Genomic DNA, 18,593 nt, shown 5'->3' on the forward strand with positions numbered 1-18,593 from the left:
CTTATTTTATAAGTTTCTTAGAGATTTTTATAAACTTTTCTCTATTATTCCTCCACCTACGACAATATCTCCATCGTACATTACAACAGATTGACCTTTTGTAATGGCCCTTTGAGCTTCATCAAATACTATTTTAATAGTATTTTCTCCAACATTATAAATAGTAGCCGGTGATGGTTTTGCAGAGTATCTTATTTTTGCTTGAACTCTTAATGGTTCTTCTAGTTTATCTATTGATATAAAGTTAACATCTTTTGCAATAAGTTCTTTTTTAAATAATTCTTCATTGTCTCCAAGGACAATAGTATTATTTATTGGATTTATATCTACTACAAACATTGGTTTGCCAAAAGTAATTCCAAGGCCTTTTCTTTGTCCTATTGTATAGTATAGTATACCCTTGTGTTTTCCAAGTATATTTCCTTTAGTATCTACAAAAAAACCTTCTTCAATACGCTTTTCAGAATGTTTTTTTACATAATTTGCATAGTCATTATCTTTAACAAAACAAATTTCTTGACTATCAGGTTTATTGTGGACTGCCATTCCCATTTCTTTAGCAATTTCTCTTACTCTATCCTTTTCATAATCACCTATTGGTAGTAGTGTATGTTTTAATTGTTCTTGTGTAAGATTATAAAGTGCATAAGTTTGGTCTTTTTTATCAGTAACAGATTTTTTTAATAAATATCTTCCTGTATCTTCATCTTTTTCTATTTTTGCATAGTGACCTGTAGCCACATAATCACACCCTATTTGTCTAGCTCTTTTATAAAAATCATCAAATTTTATATGTTTATTGCAAGCTATACAAGGATTAGGAGTTTTTCCTTCTAAATATTCATCTATAAAATAATCTATTACTTTTTCTTTAAATACTTCTCTAAAATTTAGAACATAAAATGGTATTCCTATTTTATTTGCTACTCTCCTAGCATCTTCAACTGCTGATAAAGAGCAACAACCACCTTCGTTTTCAACTTCGTCATCGTCTTGCCATAATTTCATAGTAACACCAATGACGTCGTATCCTTGTTGTTTTAAAAGATATGCAGCTACAGAGCTATCTACTCCACCACTCATACCTATCATTACTTTTTTATTCATAAACAAATTTCACCTCATCTTTTGCATTACTTATTATTATACCATATAGAGCAAGCATTGTATTTATTTAAAATATAGCTTGCTCTATTTTCTAAAAAAAATAATGTTATTAAGTAATTTTAAAAGATTTAAGGGTAATTTTCTATTTATTAACTACCTCTACTGATGCTGTTGTTTCTGCGATTACATTATTGGAATTACTAACATCAACTAGTTCTATTTTCACCTTATAAGTACCTTCTTTATTTCCAACTAGATAAACTTCTGTTGTTGCACCTTGCAATGGAAAACCTTCCATTGGTCCCCATCCTGTATTTACTATGTTAAACCAGTTTCCATTGCTATCCTTAGCAATTAGTTGTATTCCACCTAAGTCTGCTGAACCTTCTTCTGGTCTTATTTGAACTCTTACATTATTATAATCATTTTTGCCTTTATTTAGTGTAATCTTTACAGGCGTTCTACCATCTACACTTTCAAACTTAGGTATACTGCCATTTCCATCCTCATCTATTTTATTTTCTTCCGTTATATTAACTATATCATTATTTTCATTTATAGTTATAGAAGCTTTACCCCAAGTAGCAATTTTTGAATCTTGTGATAATGTACAATCTCCATATCCATTAACAATCACTTTATCTTTATCATAGTTATCAGTTTTTATTGGAGTATATTCACTTATATTGCAGTCACCTATTAAATCTAATTTTGCATTAGTTTCATTTACAATTCCATCATCTTTTACATATTCTACATTAACTCCATACCATCCGTTTCCACTTGTTACAAGGTTTGAAGCTATTACTGATGAACCATTTACTATTAAACCTGCACCCTTATTATTATTTAAAGTTACATTATTTAATTCAACATTTTGTGATAAATAAACATGCATTCCTGATTTATTTAATTTGTCTGAATCTAAACCTGTTACTTTTAGATTGTTTATTTTTACACCATCTTTTCTGTCTATTGTTACTATATTTTCGTACCCTGGTTTAGTATCAGCAAATTCTACAACTTTTTTCAATTCAGCATCATCAATACCATTTATAATTATTTTTTTATCTATAACAACTGGCTTTTTAACATCTATTTGTCCACTTATTTCCCACACTTGACCATCTTCTTGTAAAGCAAGTGCTTCTTCTAATGTATCAGTATCAGTAATCTTTATTGTCTCCACTTTAACAGGTTCAGCTACTGTTACTGTAATAGTTGGAAGTGATACTCCTTGTGATAGCTTATAGCCACTTGATAGGCTTGCACTAAATATATACTTTCCTGCTACTTGGCTAGCATATTCTGGTGTACTTTTCCAAGTTACTCCTACCTTTGTATTAGCTACTCCAGACACAGTTGCTGATAACTCCTTTGGTAAGTTTAATTTACTTAATTCCGTTCCATTTTCTACATTTTGTTCTGTTATTGAATTATCAAGTGCTGTTATCGATGTTATCAATTTATCTTTTACAGATGAACCACCACTTGAACTTCCTCCACTTGATGAAGATCCTCCAGATGAACTTCCACCTGGTTTAGTCCCATCTACACTTGGAGTCTGAGAACCTTCTACTTTGTCAGTTATTGTTCCTTCATTTTTTATATTTGTTCCTGTAGCATCATTTTTTATGTTTGTTATTTTTCCATTGTTTTTAACTATAACATTGCTAGAATTATTTTGTATTTCTACTTTTTCTATTTTTGCTCCACTTTCATTTACTATTGTTCCACCTTTACTATCCTTAACCAAAATTTTATTTATTGTACCTTTATTTACTATATCTGCATTTGGAGCAGTTACTATTATCGTACCTGTATATGTACCATTTAAATTTACAGAAATTGAATTATTAGTACTCAATGATAAATCATTTGACATAGTTCCTGATGGCTTAATATTTATAATATCATTTGCATCAGCTTTAGCTAAAGCTACTTTTAGCTCTTCTATATTTTTAACTTCATATGTTGTTGTAGCTTGTGATTTTTTTATCTCAGAGAAAGCAGTCTCATTACCTGAACCACCAACTTGTGTAACTGTTTTTAAACTCTTAGTATTCAATACTTTTTCTTGTTCTTTATTTAGTTTATTTCCAACTAAAACTACTGGTGAATTATTTTTTGCTGCCAAAGAGCCCACTGCTAATGAATCTATAAGGTCTCCTTGTTTATTCATACCATCTTTTGTTATATATGCATTTTTCAGTTCTTTTGAACTATATAATCCACTTATAACAGCTGCATTAGTTTCATTTCTATCATTTCCTGATAATCTTTTAGGGCTAGGTAAAGTGTTTTTTGTAGCTTCTGAAATTGACTGCACCCCTCCTATTACATAAGATGTTTTTATCCCTTTATCTTTTATAAATTGACTTGATTGTTTTATTCCATCTTTTGGGCTAGAAAGAATTATTGGCATTTTATTTTGAGCAGCCACAGCTCCTACACTTACTGCATCAGCAAGACCTTTTTCTCCATTAACTACAACTATCTCTGAAATGTTACTACTTGCTTTTCTTCCAAGAGATTCATCTAATTTTTTAGCTATTTCTAAAGAAGTTTGATATCTATCATTTCCTGAGATTCTTTCTGTATCAATTTTTAATGATTTTAATTGTGTCTCTACCTCTGAACCTAAAGTTTTTGTCCCACCTATTAAATATACTTTTTCTGCTTTTAACCTTATTATTTCTGCTTTAGTTCTATCATCTAATTTATTGTTTTGTGTCAAAAGAATTGGTGCATTTTTAGAACCAGCAAAAGGAGTTGCAGTCAATGCATCTACTATAGTATTATCATTAACTAATATTACATTTTTAGATGTATCCCATCCTTTTTTACTTATTTGTATAGCAGTTTCCCATCTACCTGAACCTTTAAGTGTATCACTGTTTGTTTGAGCACTTGACATGCCTGCTGTGGCACTGCTAACTACTAATGATATAGTAAGTATTGCTGCTATCCTCTTTGGTATTTTCATAGCTTTTCCCCCTAAGATTGTATTTAGTTTGAAATGTGCCTTTTTAAAGAAAATAGCATTTTTAATTAAAATTTTTTAAAGATATATTTGTACATGAAATACTTGGAAGCAATTGATTTGCTGAGATTTTTTATATTTTTTAATGTTTAAATATTATGGATGTGTATATTTTTTATTATTTAATTGATTTTCAAAACGGGCTAAAATAGTAATTTGTACAATAAAAAAATAGCCATTTTCTTTAAAACGGCTATTTTTCATCTTACTATATCATTATACACTTTTTTAAAATCATTTTAAACTTTTTTTGGAAAATTATTCCTTATTTTATTCTTCTTCCTCAATATCATGGTCATGAGCATCATCTATAACATATCCATCTAATTCTGGTATATGGATATTATTCTTTTTAGCATAGTCTATAAGTGCTGCTTTTACAGCTTGTTCTGCTAAAACTGAACAGTGCATTTTTACTGGTGGTAAACCATCCAAAGCTTCAGCAACAGCTTTATTTGTAAGGTCTAATGCATCTTTTATAGTTTTTCCTTTTATCATTTCAGTTGCCATAGAAGAACTTGCTATAGCTGAACCACAGCCAAATGTTTTAAACTTAACATCTTTAATTACGTCTCCTTCTATGTCTAAAAATATCTTCATTATATCTCCACATGTAGGATTCCCAACTTCACCTACACCACTTGCACCTTCTATTTCTCCCATATTTCTTGGGTTCATAAAATGTTCCATAACTTTATCACTATATTGCATTATTTTTTCCTCCTACATTAATTTATGTCTACTTTTTATGTCTTATCTACTTTGTCTATTTTACTAATCCTTGTTTCTTTGCATCATCGTAAAGTGGTGACATACTTCTAAGTCTTTCTATAACTTTTGGTAAATTCTCTAATATATAATCTATATCATCATCTGTTGTAAAATCTCCAACTGTAAGTCTCAATGAGCCATGTGCTATTTCATGTGGTAAACCTATTGCAAGAAGTACATGCGAAGGGTCTAATGAACCAGAAGTACATGCAGAACCACTTGAACCAGCAATTCCTAACATATCTAATAATAAAAGTATTCCTTCACCTTCGATAAATTGGAATGCGAAGTTTGCATTTCCTGGTAATCTATTTTCTAAACTACCATTTATTCTTGTATAAGGTATTCTTTCTAAAACACCGTCTATTAACTTATTTCTAAGACGAGTTAAAGTCTCAACATGGTTTTGCATATTTGCTTTAGCTAATTCTGCTGCTTTTCCATATCCAACTATTGCAGGTATATTTTCTGTACCTGCTCTTTTACTTTTTTCTTGTGCTCCACCATGAACAAAGTTATGAAGTCTTACACCTTTTCTTATGTATAAAGCTCCAACACCTTTTGGTCCATATATTTTATGTGAAGACATACTCATTAAGTCTATTTCTAGTTCTTTAACATCTACTGGAATATTACCTGAAGCTTGTACTGCATCAGTATGGAATAATATATTGTGTTTTTTAGCTATCTCAGATATTTCTTTAATAGGCTGTATAGTTCCTATTTCATTATTTGCAAACATTATACTTATTAGTATAGTAGTATCTTTTATTGAATCTTCTAATTGTTTTAAATCAATTTTTCCTTCGCTATCAACATCTAAATAAGTTATTTCAAATCCATGATGTTTTGCTAAGTATTCACATGTATGAAGTATCGCATGGTGTTCTATTTTTGAAGTTATTATATGATTACCTTTATTTTTATTAGCATAAGCTACACCCTCTAATGTCCAGTTATCACTTTCTGAACCGCCTGCTGTAAAATATATTTCACTAGGTTCAGCATTTATAAGGGCTGCTACTTGTTCTCTTGCTTTATCTAAAGCATCTTTTGCTTCTCTTCCGAATGTGTGAAAACTAGATGCATTGCCAAAATAATCTGTTAGGTATGGCATCATTGCATCTAATACTTCTTTTTTAACAGGTGTTGTTGCAGAATAATCCATATACAATCTTCTTTTTTCCATTACATTCATCTCCAAATCTATTTTTTATTTATATTTGTTATATCATTTTCTAATTTGTTTTTGTTATAGTCATTTATCATATCTTTAAGAGTAATTGAATCTATAACATCTTCTATACCCTTTTTCATCTTTTCCCAAACTATTTTTGTTACACACATGTTTGAGTTTTCACAGACATCTTCATCTAGTACGCAGTCAGATAATGCAACTGGACCTTCAAGTACCACAAGTATATCTCCTACTGTTATGTCTTCCGCATTCTTCGAAAGCAAATATCCTCCTTGAGCGCCTCTTACACTTTTTACTAGACCCGATTTTTTTAAAGATGAAAATATTTGTTCTAAGTACTGGTCCGATATTTTTTGCTTTTTAGCAATAAATTTTAATGACACTGGTCCATTATCTTGATTTAATGCTAATTCAAACATTGCCTTTAGTCCATATCTACCTTTAGTAGACAACTTCATACATTATCACCTCTATATAGAAATCTAATTCATACTGTTTTAGTAGGAATTACTTTCACCATAATTTTATTATACCCTACTAATTTTGTCAAGATTAATTTTAAATTTTTTATTTTGAATAAATCCCCCATTTTCCAATGTCTTCAAATCCTAATTTTTTATATATCTTTCCAGCCTCTTCATTATCATAAAACAAACAAGGCATTTTATTCTCTCTTAAAAGTTCTGAACATAGTTTAATTAAACATTTTGTAGCAAGCCCTCTAGCTCTATATTTAGGATGTGTACCTACTCCAATTATCATTGCATGAGTCCTGTTTTCTGAAGTACTCTTTGCCATTGATACCACTTCTTTGTTAATCTCTATACAATATCCTCTACCTGTTCTTAAACCATTTTTTAGACTATCTAAAGTTGTACTGTGGAATTCATCTATCAAATCATAAAGCCTAACTGTTTTCTTTAGATTTCCAAGTCTAATTCTCTTAACCTTTTCATTACAATGATTATCAACTAAAAATTTTTTAGTTCGAAGCTTACAAAAATCAACTATTTTTAAATTATTAAGTCCTAACCTCTTTGCTAATGCATCTACAGCATCTATTTTTCCAGAAATTTCTTCATAGTCAGTATCACAAAGTAATTCATAAAAGCCTTCAACATCATACTCTCCATCTGAATAAAACATCATAAATTCAAAGTATTTAAGTAGTACTGCTCTGATTTCACCATTTAAGCCTATATCTGCCCATAAGTTTAAAAAGTTATTCCCATATCCATATCTTTCAATATCCCCTATTATAAATAAATTGTACTCAGGTTCTTTTTTTAAATATTTCATAACTCTACTATGATAACTTGAGTTAAGTTTTATAATCATAATATCTACCCCCGATACATAAAATTCAACTTAAAAATCGCTATCCAAATATTCTAGATATTTCTTTATATTTTTCTCAGTTTTGTTTTCTTGTGGTATGTAGTAAATACTATCTTTTATGCTATCTGGTAAATACTGTTGTTTTACATAATGATTTTTAAAGTTATGAGGATATTTATATCCACATCCTCTACCTATATCTTTAGAACCAGAATAATGTGCATCTTTTATACTGTTTGGTATGTCTTTAACAAATTCTCTATCTAATTCCTCTAATGCTTTTATTATTGCCATACATGCAGAATTAGATTTTGGTGATGTAGCTAAAAGAATAGTGGCTTCTGCTAATGGTATTTTTGCTTCAGGAAATCCAAGTTGCATAGCTGAATCTACACATGCTTTTACAATAACAACTGCATTTGGATAAGCTAAACCTATATCTTCACTAGCTATTACTAAAAGTCTCCTACATATACTTATTAAATCTCCACCTTTTATAAGTCTTGCTAAATAGTGTATGGATGCCTGTGGGTCACTTCCCCTTATAGATTTTTGAAATGCACTTAAAATATCATAATGACTATCACCATTTTTATCATAGTTTATAATTTTATTAAATGTAGATTTTTTTACTACATCTGAATCTATATAAATTATGTTATCTTTATTTGGTTTAGTTGAATAAACTACTACTTCTAAAGCATTTAAAGCCCTTCTCATATCTCCATCAGAGATAATGGCTATATCCTCAATAGCCTCATTATTACATTCAATATCCATATAACTATCTTCATTTAAAACTTCAATTGCCCTTTTTAATCCTTTTTCTATATCTAATTTTTCTAAAGGCTTAAATTCAAATATAGTCGACCTACTTAGAAGAGCTTTATATACATAATGATATGGATTTTCTGTAGTACTAGCAATCAAAGTTATACTACCATTTTCCATAAATTCTAATATTGACTGCTGTTGTTTTTTATTAAAACTTTGTATCTCATCTATATATAGTAAAACCCCATTTATATTATTTATACTTCCAAGTTCTGCTATTACCTTTTTTATATCTTCTAGTGATGAATTAGTGGCATTTATTTTATAAAAATTTTTATTGCTTTTTTCTGCTATAATCTCTGCTACAGTAGTTTTTCCAACACCAGGTGGACCAAAAAATATCATATTTGGCAAAAAATTAGTCTGTAGTATCTTAGACAGTATTTTTCCATTACCAATTATATGACTTTGACCTATTACATCATTCATTGTTTTTGGTCTTATTTTATCTGCTAAAGGCATATTCCCACTCCTATTCTAAAAAAATATTTCATGATTGTTATCCCAATAATCCGTCTAAAAAAGGTATCTATTTGAAATAGATACCTTTTCTAATCACAATCTATAAAATTTAGATTATTGATTGTTTTTTAATTTTTTTAATTCATCTGTAAGTTTATCATTAAGTATTCTTATATGAGTTCCTTTCATACCTAATGATCTTGATTCTATCACACCTGCACTTTCAAATTTTCTAAGTGCATTTACTATAACTGACCTAGTTATACCAACTCTATCAGCTATTTTACTTGCTACAAGTAAGCCTTCTTTACCATCTAATTCAGCAAAAATATGTTCAACTGCTTCAAGCTCGGAGTAGGACAGAGTGCCTATTGCCATTTGAACTACAGCTTTTTTTCTCATTTCTTCTTCTAATTCTTCACCTATTGCTCTTAATATCTCAAGACCAACAACAGTTGCACTGTATTCAGCTATCACTAAATCATCGTCATTAAATGACATTGAATATCTTGAAAGTACTAATGTTCCAAGTCTTTGTCCACTTCCTAATATTGGCACTACAGTAGTATATTTTTGTAATCTTCCTTGCTCTTCAGGGAAAATTTCCAATATCTTCTCACCATTTAAGTTTTCTAGTGTCTCATCAATTTTTAATAAGTTTTGAGTATATTCTTCTGAGAATTTTTTTTGCTTAGTATATTCGTCTTCTATAACTGAGCTATCTTCAATATCATTTAAATGAAGCCCTAGAACTTTACCTTTTGCACTTACTACATAAACATTAGAATTTAATACATCTCCTAATGCTCCGGCCAGTAAATCAAAAGAGACACTGCTTCCACCACTTGTTTGTAATGTTTTATTTATTTTTCTTGTTTTTTGTAATACTTCACTTGCCATTTAATCATCTCCTCATGAAATTTAGGCCTTTTAATAACCTTTATATTTTCTAATATTATTCTCACTCTTAATGAAAATTTATTTTTATATTAGTTGTTCACACTTGAAAGATTATCATAGTTTGGAACCTTTTTCAAGAGAATTATGTGATTTTTTTCAATTTTCACTCTTTTCCGTCATTATGCTCTTTTGACTCTTTGTTACATTCTTTATTGGAGCATACTGTTTTCGTTTCAGATTTAGTCACTTTTTCAACCATATATGAACCACACTTTTCACAAAACTCTCCTGTTGGCTTATTCCAAGCTACAAAGTCACAGTTTGGATAGTTAGAACATCCATAAAAAGCTTTCCCTTTTTTAGATTTTCTAAGGATAATTTCTCCTTCTTCACATTTTGGACATTTAACACCAATTTTATTCATAATTGGTCTAGTCGTTTTGCAATCAGGATAGTTTTTACAAGCCATAAACTTTCCAAACCTACCATATTTTATAACCATATTAGAACCACAGTTTTCACAGATTTCATCAGTTTCTTCATCCATATTTATTTTTTCTATATTCTCAAGTGCTTCTTCAATGGCTTCCTTAAGTGGTGCATATGCTTCAGATACAATTTCTTTCCAATCTGTATTTCCTTCTTCTATAACATCAAGCTTACTTTCCATATCAGCAGTAAAATCTACATCTATAAATTTATGAAAATTATTTTCTAAAATATCAGTGACTATTATTCCAAGTTCTGTTGGACATAGACTTGTGCCTTGCTTTTCAACATATTCTCTATTTAATATAGTAGCTATTGTTGGAGCATACGTACTTGGTCTACCAATTCCCAGTTCTTCCAATGTTTTTACTAAACTAGCTTCTGTATATCTTGCTGGTGGTTGTGTAAAATGTTGGTCTGGCAATATATTTTCTATACTTAATATATCTCCTTTTTCTATACTTGGTAGAATCTTATCTTCCCTTTCTGAAAAATTGTATACCTTAGTATATCCATCAAATTTCATTTTTGAACCAGTAGCTTTAAATACAATATCTCCAGCCTTACATTCTACATTTAGTATATCGAATACTGAATCCTCCATTTGACTTGCTATAAATCTTCTCCAAATTAAATTGTATAACTTATATTGGTCTTTACTCAATGAAGCTTTTATACTATCAGGACTTCTATCAACAGAAGTTGGTCTTATTGCCTCATGTGCATCTTGAACCTTTTTAGCATCTGGTTTTTCTTTTTTCTCTACAGGATTTTTATAGTAATTCTCACCTAAATCACTTACTATATAATTCTTAGCTTTTTCTTTTGCTTCCTCAGATATTCTCTTAGAGTCAGTTCTTATATATGATATAAGACCAACAGTGCCTTCGCCTTCTATATCTATACCTTCATATAATTCTTGTGCTATCATCATTGTTTTTTTAGTAGTAAAAAACAACTTGTTTGCACCTTCTTGTTGAAGCATACTTGTTGTAAATGGTTTTGGAGCTGATTTACGTCTTGATTTAGATTCTATCTTTTCAACTTTTAAATCCTTTCCTTCCATTTCTTTTAGTATTTCATTAACAGCCTCTTCATTTTCTAATTCAATTTTTTCATCATTCTTGCCATAAAATTTTAAAGTTATATCTTTATCTTTTGTTGTCTTTGCTTCAACATCTATTGTCCAATATTCTTTTGGAATAAACGCTTTTATCTCTTTTTCTCTATCGCAAATTAATTTTGTTGTTACTGATTGTACTCTACCTGCACTAAGCCCTTTCCTAACCTTTTGCCATAATATAGGGCTTATTTGATATCCTAAAAGTCTATCCAATACTCTTCTAGCTTGTTGTGCATCTACTAAGTTTATATCAATATTTCTAGGATGCTTAATTGCTTTTTTAATTGCATCTTTAGTTATTTCATTAAACTCAATTCTACAATCATTCGATTCATCTAAATTTAGTATATGAGCTAAATGCCATGATATAGCTTCACCTTCCCTATCAGGGTCAGTTGCTAGATACACTTGTTTAGATTTTTTAGCTTCTTTTTTTAATTCCTTTATTACATCGCCTTTTCCTCGTATGTTTATATATTGAGGTTCAAAATTGTTTTCTATATCTACACCTAATTTACTTTTAGGCAAATCTCTAACATGACCAACTGATGCTTTCACTGTATAATGACTTTTACCTAAAAACTTTTCTATGGTCTTAGCTTTTGCAGGCGATTCTACGATGACTAATGTTTTGGCCATAAAACCACACACCCCCACTACCTAATCTTAATTTATACATTTAAACTGTACGTTTTATTATTCATCTCTACTACTAACTCATTTAGTACTAATTCATTGATTATTGAATTTACATACTTTATTTCTATACCAGTATAATCACAAATACTATCTATATGCAAGCTTCCTTCACTTTTTATAGCTTCAATTATTTGCTTAGACTTGGCATTTAAACTTATATTATCATATTTTTGATTTATTTTTTTATCGATAATATTAAATATGTTATACTCATTCAAAATATCATCTATATTTTCAATTAATTTCGCACCTTCTTTTATAATTTTATGACATCCTCTACTCATTTGAGAATTTATATTACCAGGTACCGCAAAAACATTTTTTCCATGTTCAAGAGCAAACTCTACTGTTATCAATGCACCACTTCGTATTGCTGCTTCTATAACCACTACTCCATCACTTAATCCACTAATAATTCTATTTCTATTAGAAAAATGGTATGGAGCTACTGTTGAGTTAATATTATACTCTGATAATAATAGTCCCCCATTTTCTAATATTTTATTTGATAAATGTAAATTTTGTTTTGGAAGAGGGTTGTCTACTCCTGACCCAAGCACTGCTATAGTTTTAGATTTTCCATTCATACAACCTATATGTGAATATGCATCTATTCCTATGGCTAATCCACTTACTATATTAACTCCATATTGGGACAATTGACAACTCATTGTTTTTGCACAATTAATTCCATAAGCTGTAGGCTTTCTTGAACCTACTATAGCTATATTAAAATTATTATTAGCTAAACTTATGTCACCTTTGTAAAATAATAACTTTGGAGCATTGTATATATTCTTCAAATTTTCAGGATATTCTTCATCATATTGGCAAATATATTTAATTGTTTTTTTGTAAAGTAGTTCTTTTATATTTTCTAAATAAGCGTGACCTCTATATTTTACTATATTTTTTCTAATATTCAAGCTTATATTTTTTAAATTATATATTTCTTTTTCAGAAAAATCAAATATATCTTCAATATTTACTATATCATTTTCTATTATTTCAATTGTTTTTGTTGTTATTCCACTAATTGATTTTAACCATAAATAGATATCTTTTTTCTCCATAAAATACACCTCAAAAACTTATTTAAAATAACTGTAATAAGCTCTTCTAAATGAAAAAGCTTCCATAATACATTGTGAATTTATCAACTCTATTCCTTCTAAATCAGCTATTGTTCTTGCCATCTTTAAAAGTTTTGTATAACTCCTACTACTTAAGTTATATTTATTAAATATTACTTTAGCCATTTTTGAAGCTTCTTTTTCTAATTTACAATATTTTAATAAATTAGAAGCCTTAATTTCACTATTATTTTTTATATTATCTTTTTTAAATCTATTTATTTGTATTTTTCTAGCATTTTCTACTCTTATCTTTATTTTTTGAGAACTTTCTTCTTGTTTTGATGAATTTAAATCATCGTATTTTACAGTATTTACTTCTACAAAAATATCAAATCTATCTAATAATGGTCCAGATATTTTATTTATGTATTTATTAATTTCATTACTCCTACATCTACACTCTATATTTGACATATAGTAACCACATGGGCATGGATTCATAGCTGCAATTAATAGTACTCTACAAGGATATTTTGTACTGTACTTTACTCTAGATATATTTACATATCCATCTTCTATAGGTTGTCTCAAAGTCTCAAGGATTTTCCTATCAAATTCAGCGATTTCATCTAAAAACAAAATACCTCTATGTGCTAGTGCTACTTCTCCAGGTCTTGCATCTGTTCCCCCTCCAATTAGAGACTGCTTTGTAGTCGTATGATGAGGAGCCCTAAAAGGTCTCTTATCAATTATGCCTTTATTTTCATCTATCATACCCAATACACTATAAACCTTACTTACTTCTATCATCTCTTCTACACTTATATCTGGTAAAATTGTTATTACTCTTTTTGCAATCATTGTTTTACCTGAGCCTGGAGGCCCAATCATAAGCATATTATGATTTCCAGCAGCGGCTATCTCTGCGCTTCTCTTTATAAAATAATTTCCTCTAACATCCTTAAAATCTTCATCATATTTACTTTTTTTTGCATCATAAAATTCATGATATTTACAATATGTATAATTACCATTTGTTTCTATTTCTTTATTTAAAAAAGACATTATTTTTTCTTTATCGACTTTTATTTCTCCATTTAAAAAACCTATACATTCTTTTAAACTTTTAACAGGTATTATATCAATTTCTTCTATAAATAGACTTTCTTTTATATTGTCAACTGGTATAAAAATACGTTTTATATTTTGAGTTTTTGCACCTATAATTATAGGTAATATCCCTCTTACTTTTCTTATTTTTCCATCTAGTGATAATTCTCCTATAAACATACTTTCTTTTATATAATTTTCATCCTTTTTTATTAATCCTCTTAAAAGACCTATACTTATTGATAAATCTAAAAAAGCACCTTCTTTTTTTATATCTGCTGGTGATAAATTTACAACAATTCTTGTATTTGGAAATTTATATCCACTGTTGATAATAGCTGATTTAACTCTTTCTCTCGCCTCTTTAATTTCTTTACTTGGAAGACCGACAATATTGAAGCTAGGTATACCATTACTTGTATCCACCTCAACCTTTACTAGAAAACTTTCAATTCCTATCAAATTACTTGAATTAATAATACTTAACATATAATAATCCTTTCTAAACCTTTATATTTCTTAAAAAGCATTCATTATGTGATTTACTCTTTTTTCTGATAAATAAACTTCTACAATATCAAATCTTATTGAAATATTATGTAAATTATTTTTTGTGATATAGTATTTAGCAATCTCAACTATCTTTTTTCTCTTCTTGAAATTTACAGATTCACAAGGATAACCATACCTTAAATTAGACCTTGATTTTACTTCTACAAATACAATTTCATCACCTATCTTTACTATTATATCTACCTCTCCAATCTTTAATCTGTAGTTTTTTTCTAGTAGTTTTGCACCTTTTGACAATAAATAATTAATTGCTACTTCTTCTCCAAAATCACCTTTTTCTTTGTTATTCATTTTTTACTCCAATACATTAATTTTTTACTTTTTGATTATGGTCAGTATACGATTTAACTATTCAAATTTTTTAGATTGATTTTATTTCCATTAATATTAATAGATACTTCTATTGACTTTATTCTTTTATGATATTATTCTAGTTTTCATAAGGAAAGTTTATTTTTATGGAGGAATGTTTTCAATGAATAGAAAAAAATTAGTTACTTTTATACGATATTTATCCCTATTTATATTGGTTGTAAGTTATTTAAACAGTGCTGAAAATACATTGTATCCAGTTATAACCATAATAATATTATTTCTAATTATAATAAATAATCAAGTCAGATTTTTTTCTTTATCAAATAAGAGTAGACTTGTACTTATTTCTTATTTTTTAGAATTTGTTTTAATTTTCATATTATATAATTGTACAAAGACTTTTAATTCACTTTACTTTGTTCCTTTAATTTTGGACATATCATTTTTTATAAATGAAAAATACAAATACATATTGTTGTTTTTCATTATAGTATCTTCTTTTATTATTAGTTTAGATAAAAACTTGTATCTAGCTTTGGAATCAAGTTCAATATTATTGATTGTATCTATACTTTCTATATATATAGAAAGTGAAAATATATCTAAGTTATACAATCAAAGTCTTTATGATAAACTTAGAATTTCTAAAGATAAATTAAAAAAATCTAATTCTGATTTAGAAATTTATGCAAGTTCTATAGAAGAACTAGCTATTTTAAAAGAGAGAAATCGAATATCTAGAGAAATACATGATAGTGTTGGACACTCTCTTTCTACAACAATAATACAGTTAAGTGCCATAGAAAAGCTCTTAAATGATAATCCAGATGTATCTGATTTAGTACATGAACTTAGAGAATTCGTAAATGAAAGTTTTCAAGATGTTAGAAGAGCTATCTCTGAGTTAAAACCTATTGAATATGAAAATTATCAAAATTTATTTAAAATTAAAGAACTAATTAAAAGCTTTATTAAGCTTACAAATATTAATGTAAGACTAACTATATCAAAAAACACTTGGAACCTATCTAGAGGTCAATCTATAGCTTTATACAGACTTATTCAAGAATCGCTTTCCAATGCATCACGACATGGCAAAGCAAGTAAAATCAAAATTTTTATAACATTTAATCCTTCAAATCTTATAATTACGATTAGTGATAATGGTATAGGATGTGAAAATATAAAAAAAGGAAATGGAATTAACAGTATTAGCGAAAGAATATATGAACTAAATGGAAAAGTTGAATTTGATAATCATAATGATGGTTTTACAATTAGAGCTTCTTTTCCTAAATTTTCAGGGGGTGATTTTTTTGAGCAAAATAAAAGTTCTTATAGTTGATGATGAAAAACTAATTAGGAAAGGTCTTAAGATTATATTATCTTCTTATGATGATTTGGAGATAATTGGAGATGCCTCTAATGGATATGAGGCTTTAGAATTTTGTAAATCAAATGATGTAGATATTGTTCTTATGGACATTAGAATGAATATTTGTGATGGTGTATTAGGCACAAGACTCATAAAAGAATATGATGACTCAATAGCATTATTAATTTTAACTACCTTTAATGATGATGAATATATAAAAGATGCAATGAAGTTTGGAGCTTCAGGTTATCTTTTAAAAGACAGCTCTGATGAAGTATTACATGAGGGAATACGCTCTTCATTTTTTGGCAATGTTGTACTTGACAAAAGTGTGGCTGAAAAAATCATGTCAGCTGAAAAAACTGTTGAATATGAGCATATTTCTAATATATATAATTTAACTGAAAAAGAAATATCCATAATTAAATTAATTGCAGATGGGCTTAGTAATAAAGAAATCAGTCAAGAATTATTTTTATCTGAGGGTACCATAAAAAACAATATAACTAATATTTTAGGTAAATTGGAGCTTAGAGACAGGACTCAATTGGCTATATTTGCTTTCAAAAATAAAATTGTAATATAGTATATAAATAAAAAATCTAAACTTTAAACAAAATCTTCAAAAACTTAACTTATAGTAAATTAATAAATCTAAAACCATAAAGTGACTTAAGTCACTTTTTTTAGTGACTTATAGTAATAGAAATGCACCTAATAATTCTTTATTATAATATTATAGATTTTTAAATTACACAAAAACATTTTGGGAGGGATTTTTATGGATATAGTTAAAGTAAATAATATAACAAAAAGATTTAATGATAAGTTAGCACTTGATAACATTAGCTTTTCTGTTAAAGAAGGGGAAATATTTGGACTTATTGGTCCAAATGGTGCTGGTAAATCTACACTTATAAGTATAATTACTAATCTTAGTTTACCAAATAGTGGTAATATTCAAATAAATGGTGTAGATTTGTCATCAGATCCTATGAGTGCAAAATCTATAATAGGATTAGTTCCACAAGAATTAGCAGTTATGGAAACACTAACTCCTTTTGATAACTTAGAATACTTTGGAGCTTTTTATGGATTAAAGGGCAAGTTACTTCAAGAGAGAATCAATGAAGCATTGGAAGTTACAGGTCTAGCTGAGGTTAAAAAGAAAAAAGTAAAAAAATTATCTGGTGGTATGCAAAGAAGATTAAATATTGGGATAGCACTTTTAAATCATCCTAAGATATTAATACTGGATGAACCAACTGTAGGTGTTGACCCTCAGTCAAGAAATCATATTTTTAATTTTATAAAAGATATATCTGAAAAACAAAAAACTACTATTATATATACTTCTCATTATATGGAAGAAGTTGAACATCTTTGTTCTAAAATCTTTATTATGGATGAAGGTAAAGAAGTTGCTTTTGGGGATAATAATTACCTAAAATCAATAGTATCTACAAATACAAAATTAATTATGGAAATAAAAAATATAAATGCTCAACTTATATTTGATTTAAAAAATATTAAAGGTGTTATATCTGTTTTAGAAAATACTTCAGTAATAATGTTAGATGTAGATAAAAACTTTCAGTTAACAGATGTACTTTCTGCTGTTGACAAAAACAATTCAAATGTAATGCGTATCTCTTATGAAGAACCTAGTTTAGAAGATGTATTCTTAAATCTAACAGGTAAAAATTTAAGAGACTAATGGGGGTGATTTTATGAAATTATATATGAGTGTAAAAACTATGTTAAAAGGTCTGAAAAGCTCCTTCATGCTTAATTTGATATATTTCTTAGCTCTACCTCTACTTTTAGCTGGGTTCCTTGGAATGGTAACAGAAGATATGTTTCAAAATCCTATAAAAACAGAACCTATGTCAATTGTTGTATATGATAAAGATAACTCAAAATTATCAAATAACTTGACAAATTATTTAAAAGATGATTTATCTTCTATATTAAAAATACAGAAAGATTATTCTGATGCAGATTTAAAACTTACAATACCTAAAGGATATGAAAACAATATTTTAAAGGAAAAATCAAATACTTTAAGTATAGAAAAACTTGGAACTAGAGATGAAATAGCAGTACTACTTCAAAATATATTAAATACTTATCATGAAAAATTATATTTAAATAATTCTCAAAAACTAAGTTCAGAAGAG

16 protein-coding genes are annotated in these 18,593 nt (G+C 28.3%); 4 read left to right on the top strand and 12 right to left on the bottom strand.

All coding sequences use genetic code 11. The features are described from left to right. Positions 1–27: 27 nt before the first annotated feature. The 12 genes from mnmA to KGF50_RS01190 form a co-directional block, all read right to left on the bottom strand. Entirely contained in the window at positions 28–1,107 is a 1,080-nt protein-coding gene (gene mnmA / locus KGF50_RS01135; RefSeq protein WP_227434192.1) for a tRNA 2-thiouridine(34) synthase MnmA, read from the bottom strand. Between the two features lie 142 nt (positions 1,108–1,249). Further along, positions 1,250–4,093 (bottom strand): cell wall-binding repeat-containing protein, encoded by a 2,844-nt coding sequence (locus KGF50_RS01140; protein ID WP_227846432.1) that lies wholly within the window; start codon positions 4,091–4,093, stop codon positions 1,250–1,252. A gap of 327 nt (positions 4,094–4,420) precedes the next feature. Next, the gene (nifU, locus tag KGF50_RS01145) at positions 4,421–4,861 is read right to left on the bottom strand and encodes a Fe-S cluster assembly scaffold protein NifU (protein WP_227846433.1); all 441 of its coding nucleotides are present in this window, start codon (positions 4,859–4,861) and stop codon (positions 4,421–4,423) included. Positions 4,862–4,916: 55 nt separating this feature from the next. Beyond that, positions 4,917–6,110 (bottom strand): cysteine desulfurase NifS, encoded by a 1,194-nt coding sequence (gene nifS / locus KGF50_RS01150; protein WP_227846434.1) that lies wholly within the window; start codon positions 6,108–6,110, stop codon positions 4,917–4,919. A gap of 17 nt (positions 6,111–6,127) precedes the next feature. After that, a complete protein-coding gene (locus KGF50_RS01155) occupies positions 6,128–6,577 on the bottom strand; it encodes an Rrf2 family transcriptional regulator (protein WP_227846435.1) in 450 nt (149 codons plus the stop codon). A gap of 109 nt (positions 6,578–6,686) precedes the next feature. Continuing rightward, positions 6,687–7,457: a GNAT family N-acetyltransferase gene (locus KGF50_RS01160; protein WP_227846436.1), complete on the bottom strand. Its 771-nt coding sequence runs from the start codon at positions 7,455–7,457 to the stop codon at positions 6,687–6,689. A 30-nt stretch (positions 7,458–7,487) separates the two neighbouring features. After that, complete coding sequence (locus tag KGF50_RS01165; RefSeq protein WP_227846437.1) at positions 7,488–8,753, bottom strand: replication-associated recombination protein A; 1,266 nt, start codon at positions 8,751–8,753, stop codon at positions 7,488–7,490. 114 nt (positions 8,754–8,867) lie between these two features. Beyond that, positions 8,868–9,653, bottom strand: a complete 786-nt coding sequence (codY, locus tag KGF50_RS01170; RefSeq protein ID WP_227434185.1) for a GTP-sensing pleiotropic transcriptional regulator CodY — start codon at positions 9,651–9,653, stop codon at positions 8,868–8,870. Between the two features lie 163 nt (positions 9,654–9,816). Next, complete coding sequence (gene topA, locus KGF50_RS01175) at positions 9,817–11,904, bottom strand: type I DNA topoisomerase (protein WP_227846438.1); 2,088 nt, start codon at positions 11,902–11,904, stop codon at positions 9,817–9,819. 32 nt (positions 11,905–11,936) lie between these two features. Next, positions 11,937–13,037 (bottom strand): DNA-processing protein DprA, encoded by a 1,101-nt coding sequence (gene dprA / locus KGF50_RS01180; protein ID WP_227846439.1) that lies wholly within the window; start codon positions 13,035–13,037, stop codon positions 11,937–11,939. 18 nt (positions 13,038–13,055) lie between these two features. Then, a complete protein-coding gene (locus KGF50_RS01185) occupies positions 13,056–14,639 on the bottom strand; it encodes a YifB family Mg chelatase-like AAA ATPase (protein WP_227846440.1) in 1,584 nt (527 codons plus the stop codon). Positions 14,640–14,669: 30 nt separating this feature from the next. Further along, the gene (locus KGF50_RS01190) at positions 14,670–15,014 is read right to left on the bottom strand and encodes a YraN family protein (RefSeq protein WP_227846441.1); all 345 of its coding nucleotides are present in this window, start codon (positions 15,012–15,014) and stop codon (positions 14,670–14,672) included. A gap of 184 nt (positions 15,015–15,198) precedes the next feature. Between KGF50_RS01190 and KGF50_RS01195 the strand changes: the two genes are divergently transcribed. The 4 genes from KGF50_RS01195 to KGF50_RS01210 form a co-directional block, all read left to right on the top strand. Continuing rightward, positions 15,199–16,383 carry a sensor histidine kinase gene (locus tag KGF50_RS01195; RefSeq protein WP_227846442.1) on the top strand — a complete coding sequence of 395 codons (1,185 nt, stop codon included), beginning with the start codon at positions 15,199–15,201 and terminating at the stop codon, positions 16,381–16,383. Beyond that, positions 16,355–16,999 (top strand): response regulator transcription factor, encoded by a 645-nt coding sequence (locus tag KGF50_RS01200; protein WP_227846443.1) that lies wholly within the window; start codon positions 16,355–16,357, stop codon positions 16,997–16,999. Before KGF50_RS01195 ends, KGF50_RS01200 begins: the two co-directional genes overlap by 29 nt. A 195-nt stretch (positions 17,000–17,194) precedes the next feature. Then, positions 17,195–18,130 (top strand): ABC transporter ATP-binding protein, encoded by a 936-nt coding sequence (locus KGF50_RS01205; protein ID WP_227846444.1) that lies wholly within the window; start codon positions 17,195–17,197, stop codon positions 18,128–18,130. Between the two features lie 13 nt (positions 18,131–18,143). Beyond that, positions 18,144–18,593 (top strand): ABC transporter permease (locus KGF50_RS01210; protein WP_227846445.1); only part of this gene is annotated, 450 nt, incomplete at its 3' end.

The sequence above is a fragment of the Clostridioides sp. ZZV15-6598 genome (genome assembly GCF_020657705.1).
In the GTDB taxonomy this organism is placed as follows: Bacteria; Bacillota; Clostridia; order Peptostreptococcales; family Peptostreptococcaceae; genus Clostridioides; species Clostridioides difficile_F.

Excerpts from the sequence above, each read along its gene's own strand:
- mnmA (WP_227434192.1), bottom strand. The coding sequence starts at position 1,107 with ATGAATAAAAAAGTAATGATAGGTATGAGTGGTGGAGTAGATAGCTCT.
- KGF50_RS01140 (WP_227846432.1), bottom strand. The coding sequence starts at position 4,093 with ATGAAAATACCAAAGAGGATAGCAGCAATACTTACTATATCATTAGTA.
- nifU (WP_227846433.1), bottom strand. The coding sequence starts at position 4,861 with ATGCAATATAGTGATAAAGTTATGGAACATTTTATGAACCCAAGAAAT.
- nifS (WP_227846434.1), bottom strand. The coding sequence starts at position 6,110 with ATGGAAAAAAGAAGATTGTATATGGATTATTCTGCAACAACACCTGTT.
- KGF50_RS01155 (WP_227846435.1), bottom strand. The coding sequence starts at position 6,577 with ATGAAGTTGTCTACTAAAGGTAGATATGGACTAAAGGCAATGTTTGAA.
- KGF50_RS01160 (WP_227846436.1), bottom strand. The coding sequence starts at position 7,457 with ATGATTATAAAACTTAACTCAAGTTATCATAGTAGAGTTATGAAATAT.
- KGF50_RS01165 (WP_227846437.1), bottom strand. The coding sequence starts at position 8,753 with ATGCCTTTAGCAGATAAAATAAGACCAAAAACAATGAATGATGTAATA.
- codY (WP_227434185.1), bottom strand. The coding sequence starts at position 9,653 with ATGGCAAGTGAAGTATTACAAAAAACAAGAAAAATAAATAAAACATTA.
- topA (WP_227846438.1), bottom strand. The coding sequence starts at position 11,904 with ATGGCCAAAACATTAGTCATCGTAGAATCGCCTGCAAAAGCTAAGACC.
- dprA (WP_227846439.1), bottom strand. The coding sequence starts at position 13,037 with ATGGAGAAAAAAGATATCTATTTATGGTTAAAATCAATTAGTGGAATA.
- KGF50_RS01185 (WP_227846440.1), bottom strand. The coding sequence starts at position 14,639 with ATGTTAAGTATTATTAATTCAAGTAATTTGATAGGAATTGAAAGTTTT.
- KGF50_RS01190 (WP_227846441.1), bottom strand. The coding sequence starts at position 15,014 with ATGAATAACAAAGAAAAAGGTGATTTTGGAGAAGAAGTAGCAATTAAT.
- KGF50_RS01195 (WP_227846442.1), top strand. The coding sequence starts at position 15,199 with ATGAATAGAAAAAAATTAGTTACTTTTATACGATATTTATCCCTATTT.
- KGF50_RS01205 (WP_227846444.1), top strand. The coding sequence starts at position 17,195 with ATGGATATAGTTAAAGTAAATAATATAACAAAAAGATTTAATGATAAG.